Source organism: Pseudomonas sp. GM30 (genome assembly GCF_000282275.2).
Lineage (GTDB): Bacteria > Pseudomonadota > Gammaproteobacteria > Pseudomonadales > Pseudomonadaceae > Aquipseudomonas.
The window spans coordinates 242,594-257,838 of sequence record NZ_AKJP02000029.1 but is presented as its reverse complement, the minus strand read 5'-3'; the positions used below and the strand labels follow the sequence as shown (position 1 = coordinate 257,838).

Genomic DNA, 15,245 nt, shown 5'->3' with positions numbered 1-15,245 from the left:
TTCTGTGAATAACCGCAACTGTCAGCCATAACGACCGGTGATGTAGTCTTCGGTCTGCTTCTTCGCCGGATTGGTGAACAGGGTATCGGTGTCGCCGAATTCCACCAGTTTGCCCATGTACATGAACGCCGTGTAGTCGGAAACCCGCGCGGCCTGCTGCATGTTGTGGGTCACGATGACGATGGTGAACTTGGACTTCAGCTCGTAGATCAGCTCTTCGACTTTCAGGGTCGAGATCGGGTCGAGGGCCGAGCACGGTTCGTCGAGCAGCAGCACTTCCGGCTCAACCGCGATGGTGCGGGCAATCACCAGACGCTGCTGCTGACCACCGGACAGGCCGAGTGCCGAATCGTGCAGGCGATCTTTCACTTCATCCCACAGCGCCGCGCCTTTCAACGCCCACTCGACCGCTTCGTCGAGAATGCGCTTCTTGTTGATACCCTGAATGCGCAGCCCGTAGACCACGTTTTCGTAGATGGTCTTGGGGAACGGGTTGGGCTTCTGGAACACCATGCCGACGCGACGACGCAGCTCGGCAACGTCTTCGCCCTTGCGATAGATGTTGTTGCCGTACAGGTTGATCGCGCCTTCGACACGGCAGCCGTCAACCAGATCGTTCATGCGGTTGAAGGTACGCAGCAGCGTGGACTTGCCGCAGCCGGACGGGCCGATGAACGCGGTCACGCGCTGTTTCGGGATGTTCATGCTGACGTCGAACAGCGCCTGCTTCTCGCCGTAGAACAGGCTCAGGCCCGGGACTTCGATGGCCACGGTTTCCTGCTCGAGGCTCAGGCTCTGCTTGTCGCGACCCAAGGCCGACATGTTGATGCCGTGGGTATGTGTTTCGTGCTGCATGGGAGGCTCCCTGTGCTAACAAATTCGGTTCGGAACACTGCTTGTTGCAGCTTCCATCAATATTGCGGTGGCCGCGGATCAATGTGGGAGCGAGCTTGCTCGCGAAGGGGTCCTTAAGACCGCCAAAAGCTTCGCGAGCAAGCTCGCTCCCACAGGGTTCGCGTCGTCCTTAGCTATCCAGCGCTTTGTATTTTTCGCGCAGGTGGTTACGAATCCACACCGCCGACAGGTTCAACGTGGCGATCACCAGCACCAGCAGCAGCGCCGTGGCGTACACCAGCGGTCGTGCCGCTTCGACGTTCGGGCTCTGGAAGCCGACGTCATAGATGTGGAAGCCCAGGTGCATGATCTTCTGGTCCAGGTGCAGGTACGGGTAGTTGCCGTCCACCGGCAGCGACGGCGCCAGCTTCACCACACCCACCAGCATCAGCGGCGCCACTTCACCGGCGGCGCGGGCCACGGCGAGGATCATCCCGGTCATCATCGCCGGGCTGGCCATTGGCAGAACGATCTTCCACAGCGTTTCGGCCTTGGTCGCGCCCAGTGCCAGCGAACCTTCACGGACGGTGCGCGGGATACGCGCCAGACCTTCCTCGGTCGCCACGATCACCACCGGCACCGCCAGCAGCGCCAGGGTCAACGAGGCCCAGAGCAGACCTGGAGTACCGAAGGTCGGCGCCGGCAGTGCTTCGGGGAAGAACAGACGGTCGACCGAACCACCCAGCACGTAGACGAAGAAGCCCAGACCGAACACGCCGTAAACGATCGCCGGCACGCCGGCGAGGTTGTTCACGGCGATGCGGATGATCCGGGTCAGGGCGTTCTGCTTGGCGTATTCACGCAGGTAGACCGCCGCCAGCACGCCGAACGGGGTGACGATCATCGCCATGATCAAAGTCATCATCACCGTGCCGAAAATCGCCGGGAAGATCCCGCCTTCGGTGTTCGCTTCACGCGGATCGTCGGACAGGAATTCCCAGACCTTGCTGAAGTAGAAACCGATTTTCGTCATCGTGCCCATGGCATTCGGCTGATAGGCGTGAACCACTTTGCCCAGGCTGATTTCGATCTCTTTGCCGTTGGCATCGCGAGCAGTCAACGCGTCGCGGTTGAACTGCGCATGCAGATCGCTCAGACGCGCTTCGATGTCCTGATAACGCGCGTTCAGCTCGGCACGCTCGGCGTCCATGTCCGCTTGCGCGGTGGCGTCGAGCTTGCCGTCGAGTTCCAGTTTGCGCCCGTGCAGACGGATGCGCTCGAGCCCTGCGTTGATCGCACCGATGTCGGTCTTTTCCAGCGACTTGAGTTGTGCAGCAAGGCCGTTCACACGGTTGATCCGCGCTTGCAGCTCAGGCCAGGCCGCTTCGCCTTCGGCGATCACCTTGCCGTCCTGTTTGACGTTGACCAGGTAGCCGTAGAAGTTGCCCCACTCGCGACGCTCGATCGCCATCAGTTCCGGCGGCGTGGTCTGCTTGGTCAGCCACTCGCCGACCACCCAGGTGAAGTCGTTGCCGTTCAGGTCACGGTTGCCGACCTTGATCAGCTCGCGGGTCATGAATTCCGGGCCCTGATCAGGCACCGGCAGGCCGGCGCTTTTCAGCCGTGCACGCGGCACCTCTTCTTTCTGTACCACTTCGCCGATGACCAGATGATTGGCCTGGCCCGGTACGTCGTAGCTGGCGTGGATCAGGTCCGCCGGCCAGAAGTGACCCAGACCGCGCACGGCAATCACCGCCAGCAGGCCAATGGTCATGATGACCGCGATGGACACCGCGCCACCGCTGATCCAGACGCCCGGGGCGCCGCTCTTGAACCATCCATTCAGGGAGTTCTGTTTCACAGACTTCTACCTTTCTTAAAGCGACGAGTATTTCTTGCGCAGACGCTGACGAATCAGTTCTGCCAGGGTGTTCATGACGAAGGTGAACAACAGCAGCACCAGCGCCGAGAGGAACAGCACGCGGTAGTGGCTGCCGCCGACTTCCGACTCGGGCATTTCCACCGCGACGTTGGCGGCCAGGGTGCGCAGGCCTTCGAACAGGTTCATTTCCATGACCGGGGTGTTACCCGTGGCCATCAGCACGATCATGGTTTCGCCGACCGCACGGCCCATGCCGATCATCAGTGCGGAGAAGATGCCCGGGCTGGCGGTGAGGATCACCACGCGGGTCATGGTCTGCCACGGCGTGGCACCGAGCGCCAGGGAACCGAGGGTCAGGCCACGCGGCACACTGAACACGGCATCTTCGGCAATCGAGTAGATGTTCGGGATCACCGCAAAACCCATCGCCAGACCGACTACCAGAGCGTTGCGCTGGTCGTAGGTGATGCCCAGGTCGTGGGAGATCCACATGCGCATGTCACCGCCGAAGAACCAGTTCTCCATGTACGGACTCATGTACAGCGACAGCCAACCGACAAACAGGATCACCGGAATCAGCAGCGCACTTTCCCAGCCGTCCGGGACTTTCAGGCGGATCGACTCAGGCAGACGACTGAAGGTGAAGCCGGCGACCAGAATGCCGATCGGCAACAGCATCAGCAGGCTGAAGATGCCCGGCAGATGCCCTTCTACATACGGCGCGAGGAACAGACCGGCGAAGAACCCGAGGATCACCGTCGGCATCGCTTCCATCAGTTCGATCACCGGCTTGACCTTGCGGCGCATGCCCGGGGCCATGAAGTACGCGGTGTAGATCGCGGCGGCAACCGCCAGCGGTGCCGCCAGCAGCATGGCGTAGAACGCGGCTTTCAGGGTGCCGAAGGTCAGTGGCGACAAGCTCAGTTTCGGTTCGAAATCGGTGTTGGCAGCGGTCGATTGCCAGACGTATTTAGGCTCGTCGTAGTTCTCGTACCAGACCTTGCTCCACAACGCGCTCCACGACACTTCCGGGTGCGGGTTGTCGAGCAGCAGCGGTTGCAACTTGCCGCCGGCCTCGACGATCACCCGGTTGGCGCGCGGCGACAGACCGAACAGGCCCTGGCCTTCGGCGACCGGCTCGACCAGCAGGGTGCGGTGCGCGGTGCTGTGGAACACGCCGAGCTTGCCGCTGGCATCGAGGGCCACGAAGCCCTTGCGACGCTCTTCGGCAGTGATTTCAACGATTGGCGCGGAGCCCATCTGGAAGGTACGGATCTGCTTCAGGCGCAGCTCGCCATCGGTATCGCGAGCCATGAACCACTGGGCCAGGCCACCCTTGGAGTCACCGATGATCAGCGAGATGCCGCCCACCAGTTGCGTGCTCGCGGTGACTTCGGCGTCAGCGTTTTCCAGCAGTTTGTAGCGACCGTTGAGGCTCTTGTCGCGCAGGCTGAACACGTCGGCCTGGGCACGCCCGTTGACCACGTACAGCCATTGCTGGCGCGGGTCGACGAAGATGTTTTTCACCGGCTCGGTCATCTGCGGCAGCTCGATACGCTTCTGCTCGTTGGTGACTTCGCCGGTCATCATGTTTTCTTCGCTGGTCAGCGCCAGCACATTGAGTTGCGAACCGGTTGAGCCCACCAGCATCAGCGTCGAATCGGTAGCGTTGAGGCTCACGTGCTCCAGTGCCCCACCGCTCTCGTTCACCGCGATCGGCGCTTCGCCATACGGGTATTCAATGGCCGGGGTGATGGTTTTCTTGCCATCGGGGTAGCTGACTTTATAGGTGTGACGGAACACCAGCGCCTGGCCGTTGGACAGACCCACGGCGACCAGCGGATGACCTGGCTGGTCTTCACCGATGGAAGTGACCGTTGCGCCAGCAGGCACCGGCAGATCGACGCGCTTCAGTTCAGCGCCACTGTCGATATCGAAGAACAGCGCCTGGCCCTTGTCGGAAACGCGCATCGCCACCTGATTCTGCTCTTCGAGCGAAATCATCAGCGGCTTGCCGGCGTCCTGCATCCAGGCTGGGGTAATGGCATCTTTCGCGGTCAGGCTGGCACCGTGGAACAACGGTGCAACGACGTAGGCGAGAAAGAAGAAGATCAGGGTGATGGCTGCCAGCACCGCCAGCCCGCCAACGAGGACGTACCAACGGGTGAAGCGATCCTTGAGCGCGCGAATGCGGCGCTTGCGTTGCAGCTCAGGCGTATTGAAATCAATGCGCTTGGGAGGGGAAGTCGTAGTCATTGGGGAATTGGCCAGATCATTCATGCGCTCACCCTAGCGATCCTGTATGACAGAAAGATGACAATGCAGTGACGCACCAAATCCACCGCCAGCGGGACTGGCAGAGGATTGAAAATTTGAGGTGTGTAAAAGGCCGGTCTGCTGGCAGATCCGGCCTTTTACCTGACTCCGGTGGGGTTCACCCCGGACTCAGTTTGTTACTTTTTTGCGACTTCAGCGCCGCCTTCCTGCAGACCCAGGTCAGCCAGTGCTTTTGCAGCAACCTTGGCCGGCAGTGGGATGTAGCCGTCTTTCACCACCACTTCCTGACCCTGTTTGGACAGAACCAGTTTCACGAACTCGGCTTCCAGCGGGGCCAGAGGCTTGTTCGGGGCCTTGTTCACGTAAACGTAGAGGAAGCGCGACAGCGGGTACTTGCCGTTCAGGGCGTTTTCTTCGGTGTCTTCGATGAAGTCAGTGCTGCCTTTCTTCGACAGAGCAACGGTCTTCACGCTGGCAGTCTTGTAGCCGATGCCCGAGTAACCGATGCCGTTCAGCGAGGAGCTGATCGACTGCACGACCGACGCCGAACCTGGTTGCTCGTTGACATTAGGCTTGTAGTCGCCTTTGCACAGGGCTTCTTCCTTGAAGTAGCCGTAAGTGCCGGATACCGAGTTACGACCGAACAGTTGCACTGGCTTGTTGCCCAGGTCGCCGGTCACACCCAGGTCGCCCCAGGTTTTCACGTCGGCTTTGGCGCCGCACAGACGAGTGGACGAGAAGATCGCGTCAACCTGTTCCATGGTCAGGTGCTGGATCGGGTTGTCCTTGTGCACGAACACCGCCAGGGCGTCCACGGCCACCGGGATAGCGGTTGGCTTGTAGCCGTATTTCTGTTCGAAGGCCGCCAGTTCGGTGTCCTTCATCTTGCGGCTCATCGGGCCCAGGTTGGAGGTGCCTTCAGTCAGCGCAGGTGGCGCGGTGGCGGAGCCAGCGGCCTGAATCTGGATGTTTACGTTCGGGTATTCTTTCTTGTAGTTCTCAGCCCACAGGGTCATGAGGTTGGCCAGAGTGTCGGAACCAACGCTGGACAAGTTGCCCGATACACCGGTGACCTTGGTGTAAGCCGGAATTGCCGGGTCAACGCCAGCGGCTACCGCGTGGGCAGTCGCAACGCCAGCAGCGACAAAAGTCATTGCCGCCATCAAACGCTTCAGTTTCATGCCTTACTCCTAGCAGATAGGGTGTGTTAATTCGGGGCCAAGTATCAGCAGGCCGTGTGAACACTCTATGGCTGAAATATGACAATTGGATGAAAGGCCAGCATCGAGATTTTACTGAATGATTCGAGTCGCCCCAATCGCGAGCAGGCTCACTCCTACAATTGAAAATACATTCCAACGGTAGGAGTGAGCCTGCTCGCGATGGCGTCAGAACAGCGGATGCGGAACCTGAATTAGCGCCCCTTCTTCCACAGCCACGCCCCGACCAGAATCCCCATCGTGCACAGCACCGCCACATAGTAGGCCGGGCCCATCGCACTCTCTTTAAGCAGCAGGCTGACCACCATCGGCGTCAGGCCACCGAAGATCGCGTACGCCACGTTGTACGAGAACGACAATCCGCTGAAGCGCACCACTGGCGGGAACGCCTTGACCATCACGTACGGCACCGCACCGATGGTGCCGACCAGCAGACCGGTCAGGGCATACAGCGGGAACAGCCAGTTCGGGTGGTCGGCGAGGCTGTGATAAAAGGTCCAGGAGCTGATCAACAAGCCCAGCGAACCGAAGACAAACACCCGGCCCGCGCCCAAGCGATCGGCCAGCGCACCGGAGATAATGCAGCCGATGCTCAGAAACACGATCGCCAGGCTGTTCGATTGCAGCGACTCGGTCGGCGTGAAGTGATAGACCGTCTGCAGCACGGTCGGGGTCATCAGGATCACCACGACAATCCCGGCGGACAGCAGCCAGGTCAGCAGCATCGAGACCGCAATCGCCCCGCGATGGTCACGCAGTACTGCGCGCAGCGGCACTTCTTCGGCCAGCGCCTTGCGCAGTTGCAGTTCGGCGAACACCGGAGTTTCGTGCAGCCAGCGGCGCAGATAGACCGAGAACAGGCCGAAGACGCCACCGAGCAGGAACGGGATCCGCCAGGCGTAATCCGCGACTTCCACCGGCGTATAAATGCTGTTGATCGCGGTGGCGACCAGCGAGCCGAGGAGGATGCCCGCCGTCAGGCCGCTGGTCAGGGTGCCGCAGGCATAGCCGATGTGCTTTTGCGGCACGTGTTCGGAAACGAAGACCCACGCCCCCGGCACCTCACCACCAATCGCCGCGCCCTGGATCACCCGCATCAGCAACAGCAGGATCGGCGCCCACATGCCAATCTGCGCGTAGGTCGGCAACAGGCCCATGATCAGGGTCGGCACGGCCATCATGAAAATGCTCAGGGTGAACATCTTCTTGCGCCCCAGCAGGTCGCCGAAGTGCGCCATGACGATGCCGCCCAGCGGCCGCGCGAGGTAACCGGCGGCGAAGATGCCGAAGGTCTGCATCAGGCGCAGCCACTCGGGCATGTCGGCCGGGAAGAACAGCTTGCCGACCACGGTGGCGAAGAACACGAAGATGATGAAGTCGTAAAACTCCAGCGCACCGCCCAGGGCCGATAGCGACAAAGTCTTGTAGTCATTGCGGGTCAGGGGGCGTGCAGGTTGCTCGGGCTGCGCGAGGCTCGAAGGCGCTGTGGTCATGGCAAGGGCTTCTCTTATAGGCGGATCTACCGCCACAACAACGCTGGCTGTGGCTTGGGCAGGTTCGGCACCATAGCAAATTGTTCGAAAAAGCACATAGAGGCGCGTATTTGCCGGTCAAAATCAGAACCCGATGGTCGTCGCGGAGTCTACCGACCGATATACTCGCAACCTTGCTCCGGTTTGTAGGGGGTTGCTGTGCGAAAACGTCGTTGGCCCGGCCTTTGAACGGGTCAGCCGGTTTCGCAGAGTTTCCCCTTTAGACGCCTATGGAAAACGTGACGAACGCAGTATGTTCGGTGCTGAATCGTTTTTCCTGAAGACGGCTACCACCAGCAATACCAACGAAGAGTCACGGGTCAGAGGCACCCCCGGCATGATAGAGCTCGAACAAGAAGATCCGATCCCGCAAGGCGACCTGGCCTTGCAAATCACCGCACTCCCGCGCGAAACCAACGGCTTTGGCGATATTTTCGGCGGCTGGCTGGTGGCGCAGATGGATCTGGCAGGCACCGCGATGGCCAGCCGCGTGGCCGGTGGTCGCGTAGCCACGGTCGCCATCGACCGCATGGCCTTTCTGGTGCCGGTCGCGGTCGGCGCGCAATTGTCCTTTTATACCCAGACCCTGGAAATCGGTCGCAGCTCGATCCAGATGATGGTCGAAGTGTGGAGCGACGATCCGCTGTCCAGCGAGTGGCGTAAAGTGACCGAGGCGGTGTTCGTCTTCGTCGCCATCGACGGCAGCGGTCGCACTCGCTCGGTGCCGCCACGCGCGCGTTAAACATCGCCGCGGTTTTGCGGTCGATAGTCGTCCCAAGTGTCTGATCGAGAGTTGCCCCATGAACACGCCCAACGTTGAAGCGGTGAAACTGGATGAACTGAACTGCTGGCGCATTCGCCACGGTCAGGCCGAAGTGCTGGTGGCCCAGCAAGGCGCGCACATCCTCAGTTATCAGGTCGACGGCCAGCCGCCGATCATCTGGCTCAACGACAAGGCCGTGTTCAAGACCGGCAAGAGCATCCGCGCCGGCGTGCCGGTGTGCTGGCCCTGGTTTGGCATCTTCGAGCGCAACCCGCAAAGCGTCAAAGCGATGCGCGTCAGCGATGAACCGGCACAGGCCCACGGCTTTGTCCGGGCGATGGATTGGGAGCTGGGCGGGATCGAAGCCGAAGACCATGGGGTCAAGGTGGAATTCAGGCTGCCGTATCCCGAAGGCGGATTCCCGGGCTGGCCGCATCAGGTCGACCTGACCTTGACCCTGCACCTGAATGATCAGCTGAACATCAGCCTGACCAGCCATAACCGTGGTGCCGAAACCGTCAGCCTCAGTCAGGCGCTGCATACCTATTACGCCGTCAGCGATGTGCGCAACGTGCACGTCGAAGGTGTTGAAGGGCTGGATTACATCGAGACCCTGGACAACTGGAACACCCGCCGCCAGCAAGGCGGACTGCGCTTTGCCGGGGAAACCGACCGCATCTACCTCGACGCTCCGCCGCAACTGAGCATCGTCGATCCGGCCTGGGAACGACGCATCGTGTTGAGCGCCAGCGGCTCACGCACCGCGGTGATCTGGAACCCGTGGATCGACCGCGCCGCCGCGTTCAGCGACATGGACAATGACGGTTGGCAGCGCATGCTGTGCATCGAGACGGCGAATGTGATGGGTGATGTGGTCACGCTGGCCTCGGGGGCGAGCCATACGATGGGTGTCAGCGTCGGCAGCAAACCGCTGTAACCACCACCGCAATATCAATGTGGGTGAAAGCCTTTGTGGTGAGGGGATTTATCCCCGATGGCCTGCGGAGCAGGCCCCTGCCCTTGATGCAAAAGCGGGGGGCGCTTCGCAACCCATCGGGGATAAATCCCCTCACTACAATTGTTCAGATGTCAGAGGTCGGACTCCTGCACCACCCGCACCTTGTCCGCGTCCAGCGCATACGCTGCGTCGGCCAGATCATTGCTGACCTTCTCGATCTTCAGCGTGCCGGTCACCCACAACGGCGTGTAGATGTCATCCAGCTTCAAGCCCTTCGGATAACGCACCAGCACCAGTTGATTCGGCGGTGGTGGCGGCACGTGGATGCACGCGCCCGGGTATGGCACCAGGAAGAACAGCGTGCTGCGCCCTTTGGCGTCGGATTCCAGCGGCACCGGGTAGCCACCGATGCGGATGTGTTTGTCGTTCATCGACGCCACGGTCTTGGTCGAATACATCACTGCCGGCAGGCCCTTGGCCTGTTTCATCCCGCCCTTCTCGGTGAAAGTGCCGGTGGCTTCCGGGGAGTTGTGGTCGATTTCGGGCATGGCCTCGAGGGCTTTCTGGTCCGACTTGGGCATCAGTTCCAGCCAGTCGGTTTCCGGCAGTTCGCCGGCGTGGGCCAGGCCGCTGCCCAGCAAAAGAAGAGTCAACAGAAGACGGCGCATGGAGGTGCTCGGTAAAAGATGCTCGGATAAAGGAAGGACGTTGAATCGCCGAGCATTCTAGCCCTCCCTGCCGCGTTGGCAGAGAGGACTTGGTCGCTTGGATCAGTTCTTTTTGATCAGGCCGTAGATCACCAGCAGCACGATCGCGCCGACCAGCGCACCGATGAAGCCTGCGCCCTGACCGGCCTGATAGATACCCAGGGCCTGGCCGCCGTAAGTGGCCGCCAGCGAACCGCCGATACCGAGCAGGATGGTCATGATCCAGCCCATGCTGTCATCGCCCGGTTTGAGGAAGCGTGCCAGCAGGCCGACGATCAAGCCGATAAAGATGGTTCCGATAATTCCCATGGCATTTCCCTCTGACTCTGAATGATAGATATGCCAAAGCCTAGTCAGACTTTGGCATCCTGCCATGAGAGAACGGCGGCTCCCGAAGGTTCCGCCGCTACCACATGAAACTGTTTACTCGGCGATCAGCGCTTCGACCTTGACGATCTGTGCCTGCAGCGTGGCCATGTCGGTGCAGCGCAGGTTGGCGTGACCGACCTTGCGCCCGGCCTTGAAGGCTTTGCCGTAGTGATGCAGATGGCAATCCTCGATGGCGATGACTTTCTCTACCGGCGGCACCACACCAATGAAGTTGAGCATGGCGCTCTCGCCCACTTTGGCGGTCGAACCCAACGGCAGACCGGCAACGGCGCGCAAGTGGTTTTCAAACTGGCTGCACTCGGCGCCTTCGGTGGTCCAGTGCCCGGAGTTGTGCACACGCGGAGCGATTTCGTTGGCCTTGAGGCCGCCGTCGACTTCAAAGAACTCGAACGCCATCACGCCCACATAGTCGAGCTGCTTGAGCACGCGGCTGGAATAGTCTTCGGCCAACGCCTGCAGCGGGTGATCGGTGCTGGCGACCGACAACTTGAGAATGCCGCTGTCGTGGGTGTTGTGCACCAACGGATAGAACTTGGTTTCACCATCACGGGCACGCACGGCAATCAGCGAAACTTCGCCGGTGAACGGCACGAAGCCTTCCAGCAGGCAGGCCACGCTGCCCAGCTCGGCGAATGTACCGACCACGTCTTCCGGCTTGCGCAGGACTTTCTGGCCCTTGCCGTCGTAACCCAGGGTGCGGGTTTTCAGCACGGCCGGCAGACCGATGGCAGCCACGGCGGCGTCCAGATCGGCTTGCGATTGAATGTCGGCGAAGGCCGGGGTCGGGATGCCCAGGTCCTTGAACATGCTCTTCTCGAACCAGCGGTCGCGAGCGATGCGCAGGGCTTCGGCGCTCGGATAGACCGGGACGAATTGCGAGAGGAACGCCACGGTTTCCGCCGGGACGCTTTCGAACTCGAAGGTCACCAGGTCGACTTCGTCAGCCAGTTGGCGCAGGTGATCCTGATCGCCGTAATCGGCCCGCAGGTGTTCGCCCAGTGCCGCCGCGCAAGCGTCCGGCGCAGGGTCGAGGAAAGCGAAGTTCATGCCCAGCGGAGTACCCGCCAGCGCCAACATGCGACCCAACTGGCCGCCACCGATTACACCGATCTTCATCTCAACAACCTCAGGCAATACGTGGGTCTGGATTGTCCAGGACGCTGTCTGTCTGCTCGGCACGGAAGGTTTTCAGTACCGCGTGGAACTGTGGATGCTTGGCGCCAAGGATGCTCGCCGAGAGCAGCGCGGCGTTGATCGCGCCCGCTTTGCCGATGGCCAGGGTGGCAACCGGGATGCCCGCCGGCATCTGCACGATCGACAGCAGCGAATCGACGCCCGAGAGCATCGACGACTGCACCGGAACGCCCAGCACCGGCAGGTGGGTCTTGGCCGCACACATGCCAGGCAGGTGAGCGGCGCCACCGGCACCGGCGATGATCACCTCGATGCCGCGGCCCTCAGCCTCTTCGGCGTACTGGAACAGCAGATCCGGGGTGCGGTGGGCAGAAACCACCTTGACCTCGTACGGGATGCCGAGCTTTTCCAGCATATCGGCGGTGTGGCTAAGGGTGGACCAATCGGACTTGGAGCCCATGATCACGCCAACCAGTGCACTCATCGTCGCGCCTCTTCTCTCTGGGCGCCCGCAGGCGCGTCAAAAACAACAAGCCACGCAGGATTGCGTGGCTTGATTGTACGAAAAATGGCCGGACGTACCGGCCGAAGGCCGCGCAGTATACCGCAAAGAAAGCAATAAACAGCCCCCGAAACGACCATCTGTCAAATCAGCGAAAGGCCCGGTTTTATTGACTTGAAGGTCAGCGCTCCAGCATCACTCGATACCTGTGGGAGCTGGCTTGCCAGCGATGGCGTCGGATCAGTAACCACAGGCGGTGACTGACCCACCGCTATCGCTGGCGAGCCAGCTCCCACAGGGTTGTTGGGTGGGTTCAGGAAGCCTGTGCAGCGCCGCCTTCAAGCTTGCGCCAGAGCAACCGCACGTTGGCCTTGCGCACCAGTGCGCAGCGGTACAGGCGAATCTCCAGCGGCACGTGCCATTGCGGGCCGCCGCAGACGACGAGTTCGCCACGGGCCAGTTCGGCGCGCACGCTCAGCTGTGGCACCCAGGCGATACCGAGGCCCTCCAGGGCCATGCTCTTGAGGCTGTCGGCCATGGCGGTTTCATAGATGGTGGTGAAGCGCAGCTGACGCTGACGCAGCAAACCATTCACCGAGCGCCCGAGAAACGCCCCGGCGCTGTACGCCAGCAGCGGCACGCTGGCCTCGCCTTCCAGATCGAACAGCGGTTTACCGTCGGCATCCGCCGCGCACACCGGGAGCATTTCGGTCTGGCCCAGGTGCAGCGACGGGAAGATTTCCGGGTCCATCTGCATCGCTGCGTCCGGGTCGTAGAACGCCAGCATCAGGTCGCAGCCACCTTCGCGCAGCGCGTGCACCGCGTCGCCGACGTTGGTCGCCACCAGCCGCGTGGCGATGTTCAGCCCTTCATTGCGCAGTTGCGCGATCCAGCGCGGGAAGAAGCCCAGCGCCAGCGAGTGTGCGGCGGCGACCTGCATCACCTCGCCCTGCCCGCCTTCCAGGTGATGCAGATGCCGCAGCACTTCGCCGAGCTGTTCGACCACGGTGCGCGCGGTCACCAGAAACAGCTGCCCGGCTGCCGTCAGTTCGATCGGCGTGCGCGAGCGGTTGACCAGCGTCAGCCCAAGCGCTGCTTCCAGGCTGCGGATCCGCCGACTGAACGCCGGCTGGGTCACGAAGCGCCGTTCGGCCGCCTGCGAGAAGCTGCGGGTGGCGGCCAGGGCACTGAAGTCCTCGAGCCATTTGCTTTCCAGATTCATCACGTCCTCCCGGACACGCACCAAAACAGGTCACACGTCTGCCGCGCACGCGGCGTCACACGGGCATTATGCCGAATGTGCATAGGGCAGTGTTTAACAGCATTGGCCCAAAAAATCCCAGAAGCCTAGCATTCGCAGCGTTCCGGCACAGACCGGGTCCATATCGAGATGATTTCTATCATGTCCTCCGCTGCATCATTCCGCACAGAAAACGACCTGCTTGGCGCCCTCGAAGTACCGGCTCAAGCGTATTACGGCATCCAGACCCTGCGAGCGGTGAACAACTTCCGTCTCTCCGGCGTTCCGATTTCGCATTACCCGAAACTGGTTGTCGGTCTGGCGATGGTCAAACAGGCCGCCGCTGACGCCAACCGTGAGTTGGGTCATCTGAGCGAAGCCAAGCACGCTGCCATCAGCGAAGCCTGTGCCCGATTGATCCGCGGTGATTTCCACGAAGAGTTCGTGGTCGACATGATTCAAGGTGGCGCCGGTACTTCCACCAACATGAACGCCAACGAAGTGATCGCCAACATTGCGCTCGAAGCAATGGGTCACCAGAAAGGTGAGTACCAGTACCTGCACCCGAACGACGACGTCAACATGGCGCAGTCGACCAACGACGCTTACCCGACCGCGATCCGTCTGGGTCTGCTGCTGGGTCACGACGCGCTGCTGGCCAGCCTCGACAGCCTGATTCAGGCATTCGCCGCCAAGGGTGAAGAATTCAACCACGTGCTGAAGATGGGTCGTACCCAGCTGCAGGACGCCGTGCCGATGACCCTGGGTCAAGAGTTCCGTGCATTCGCCACCACCATGGGCGAAGACCTTGCCCGTCTGAAGACGCTGGCCCCGGAACTGCTGACCGAAGTGAACCTGGGCGGCACCGCGATCGGCACCGGCATCAACGCCGACCCGCGCTATCAGGCGCTGGCCGTCCAGCGTCTGGCGCTGATCAGCGGTCAACCGCTGGTACCCGCCGCCGACCTGATCGAAGCCACCTCCGACATGGGCGCCTTCGTGCTGTTCTCCGGCATGCTCAAGCGCACCGCGGTCAAGCTGTCGAAGATCTGCAACGACCTGCGCCTGCTGTCCAGCGGCCCACGCACCGGTATCAACGAGATCAACCTGCCGGCGCGTCAGCCAGGCAGCTCGATCATGCCCGGCAAGGTCAACCCGGTAATCCCGGAAGCCGTCAACCAGGTGGCTTTCCAGGTCATCGGTAACGACCTGGCGCTGACCATGGCAGCCGAAGGCGGCCAACTGCAGCTGAACGTGATGGAGCCGCTGATCGCGTTCAAGATCCTCGACTCGATCCGCCTGCTGCAACGCGCCATGGACATGCTGCGCGAGCACTGCATCGTCGGCATCACCGCCAACGAAGCCCGCTGCCGCGAACTGGTCGAGCACTCGATCGGTCTGGTCACCGCGCTGAACCCGTACATCGGCTACAAAAACGCCACCCGCATTGCCCGTATCGCCCTTGAAAGCGGCCGCGGCGTGCTGGAACTGGTGCGCGAAGAAGGTCTGCTCGACGAAGCCATGCTCGCCGACATCCTGCGCCCGGAAAACATGATCGCTCCGCGTCTGGTTCCGCTCAAAGCCTGAGCCGACGCGTTACTTGCAGCACCGCTCACCAGGTCGAGGGACTAGACACCTCTCACCTTTTGAGGGCTTGGGGATCAGTCCCCAAGCCCTTTTTTTTAACTTTCTGATCCTGAGACCCGTATGTCTGGGGACTGAACAATGTAGAGATAAGCCCTTGTGGTGAGGGGATTCATCCCCGATGGGTCGCGAAGCGGCCCCAAAACCTGCAATCGCGATGTA

At 61.3% G+C, this 15,245-nt stretch carries 13 protein-coding genes; 3 read left to right on the top strand and 10 right to left on the bottom strand.

Annotated features, from left to right (window positions below; all coding sequences use genetic code 11):
• Window positions 1-21: 21 nt before the first annotated feature.
• The 5 genes from pstB to PMI25_RS22770 form a co-directional block, all read right to left on the bottom strand.
• Window positions 22-855, bottom strand: a complete 834-nt coding sequence (pstB, locus tag PMI25_RS22790) for a phosphate ABC transporter ATP-binding protein PstB (RefSeq protein WP_007962289.1) — start codon at window positions 853-855, stop codon at window positions 22-24.
• Window positions 856-1,024: 169 nt separating this feature from the next.
• Window positions 1,025-2,695 (bottom strand): phosphate ABC transporter permease PstA, encoded by a 1,671-nt coding sequence (pstA, locus tag PMI25_RS22785; RefSeq protein ID WP_007962288.1) that lies wholly within the window; start codon window positions 2,693-2,695, stop codon window positions 1,025-1,027.
• Between the two features lie 15 nt (window positions 2,696-2,710).
• On the bottom strand, window positions 2,711-4,744 hold the full coding sequence (locus tag PMI25_RS22780; RefSeq protein WP_177325739.1) for an ABC transporter permease subunit: 2,034 nt from the start codon (window positions 4,742-4,744) through the stop codon (window positions 2,711-2,713).
• 425 nt (window positions 4,745-5,169) lie between these two features.
• Window positions 5,170-6,174: a phosphate ABC transporter substrate-binding protein PstS gene (locus PMI25_RS22775; RefSeq protein WP_007962286.1), complete on the bottom strand. Its 1,005-nt coding sequence runs from the start codon at window positions 6,172-6,174 to the stop codon at window positions 5,170-5,172.
• Window positions 6,175-6,407: 233 nt separating this feature from the next.
• Window positions 6,408-7,706, bottom strand: coding sequence for an MFS transporter (locus PMI25_RS22770; protein ID WP_007962285.1), 1,299 nt, complete (start codon window positions 7,704-7,706; stop codon window positions 6,408-6,410).
• 376 nt (window positions 7,707-8,082) lie between these two features.
• Here PMI25_RS22770 and PMI25_RS22765 point away from each other — a divergent pair, with 376 nt between their 5' ends.
• Together PMI25_RS22765 and PMI25_RS22760 are read left to right on the top strand one after the other, a co-directional pair.
• Window positions 8,083-8,487, top strand: coding sequence for an acyl-CoA thioesterase (locus PMI25_RS22765; protein WP_003229628.1), 405 nt, complete (start codon window positions 8,083-8,085; stop codon window positions 8,485-8,487).
• A gap of 58 nt (window positions 8,488-8,545) precedes the next feature.
• Complete coding sequence (locus PMI25_RS22760) at window positions 8,546-9,445, top strand: D-hexose-6-phosphate mutarotase (RefSeq protein ID WP_007962280.1); 900 nt, start codon at window positions 8,546-8,548, stop codon at window positions 9,443-9,445.
• Window positions 9,446-9,597: 152 nt separating this feature from the next.
• On the opposite strand, the gene PMI25_RS22755 is transcribed toward PMI25_RS22760, so the two are convergent.
• From PMI25_RS22755 to PMI25_RS22735, 5 genes are all read right to left on the bottom strand, one after another.
• On the bottom strand, window positions 9,598-10,134 hold the full coding sequence (locus PMI25_RS22755) for a DUF3299 domain-containing protein (RefSeq protein WP_007962278.1): 537 nt from the start codon (window positions 10,132-10,134) through the stop codon (window positions 9,598-9,600).
• 102 nt (window positions 10,135-10,236) lie between these two features.
• The gene (locus PMI25_RS22750; protein ID WP_003229635.1) at window positions 10,237-10,482 is read right to left on the bottom strand and encodes a GlsB/YeaQ/YmgE family stress response membrane protein; all 246 of its coding nucleotides are present in this window, start codon (window positions 10,480-10,482) and stop codon (window positions 10,237-10,239) included.
• A 114-nt stretch (window positions 10,483-10,596) separates the two neighbouring features.
• Window positions 10,597-11,679 carry a 5-(carboxyamino)imidazole ribonucleotide synthase gene (locus tag PMI25_RS22745; RefSeq protein ID WP_007962276.1) on the bottom strand — a complete coding sequence of 361 codons (1,083 nt, stop codon included), beginning with the start codon at window positions 11,677-11,679 and terminating at the stop codon, window positions 10,597-10,599.
• A gap of 10 nt (window positions 11,680-11,689) precedes the next feature.
• The gene (gene purE, locus PMI25_RS22740) at window positions 11,690-12,181 is read right to left on the bottom strand and encodes a 5-(carboxyamino)imidazole ribonucleotide mutase (protein WP_003229641.1); all 492 of its coding nucleotides are present in this window, start codon (window positions 12,179-12,181) and stop codon (window positions 11,690-11,692) included.
• Window positions 12,182-12,512: 331 nt separating this feature from the next.
• Window positions 12,513-13,421, bottom strand: a complete 909-nt coding sequence (locus tag PMI25_RS22735) for a LysR substrate-binding domain-containing protein (protein ID WP_007962273.1) — start codon at window positions 13,419-13,421, stop codon at window positions 12,513-12,515.
• Between the two features lie 180 nt (window positions 13,422-13,601).
• On the opposite strand from PMI25_RS22735, the gene aspA reads away from it, so the two are divergent.
• Complete coding sequence (aspA, locus tag PMI25_RS22730) at window positions 13,602-15,026, top strand: aspartate ammonia-lyase (protein ID WP_003229645.1); 1,425 nt, start codon at window positions 13,602-13,604, stop codon at window positions 15,024-15,026.
• The last annotated feature ends 219 nt before the right edge of the window (window positions 15,027-15,245 follow it).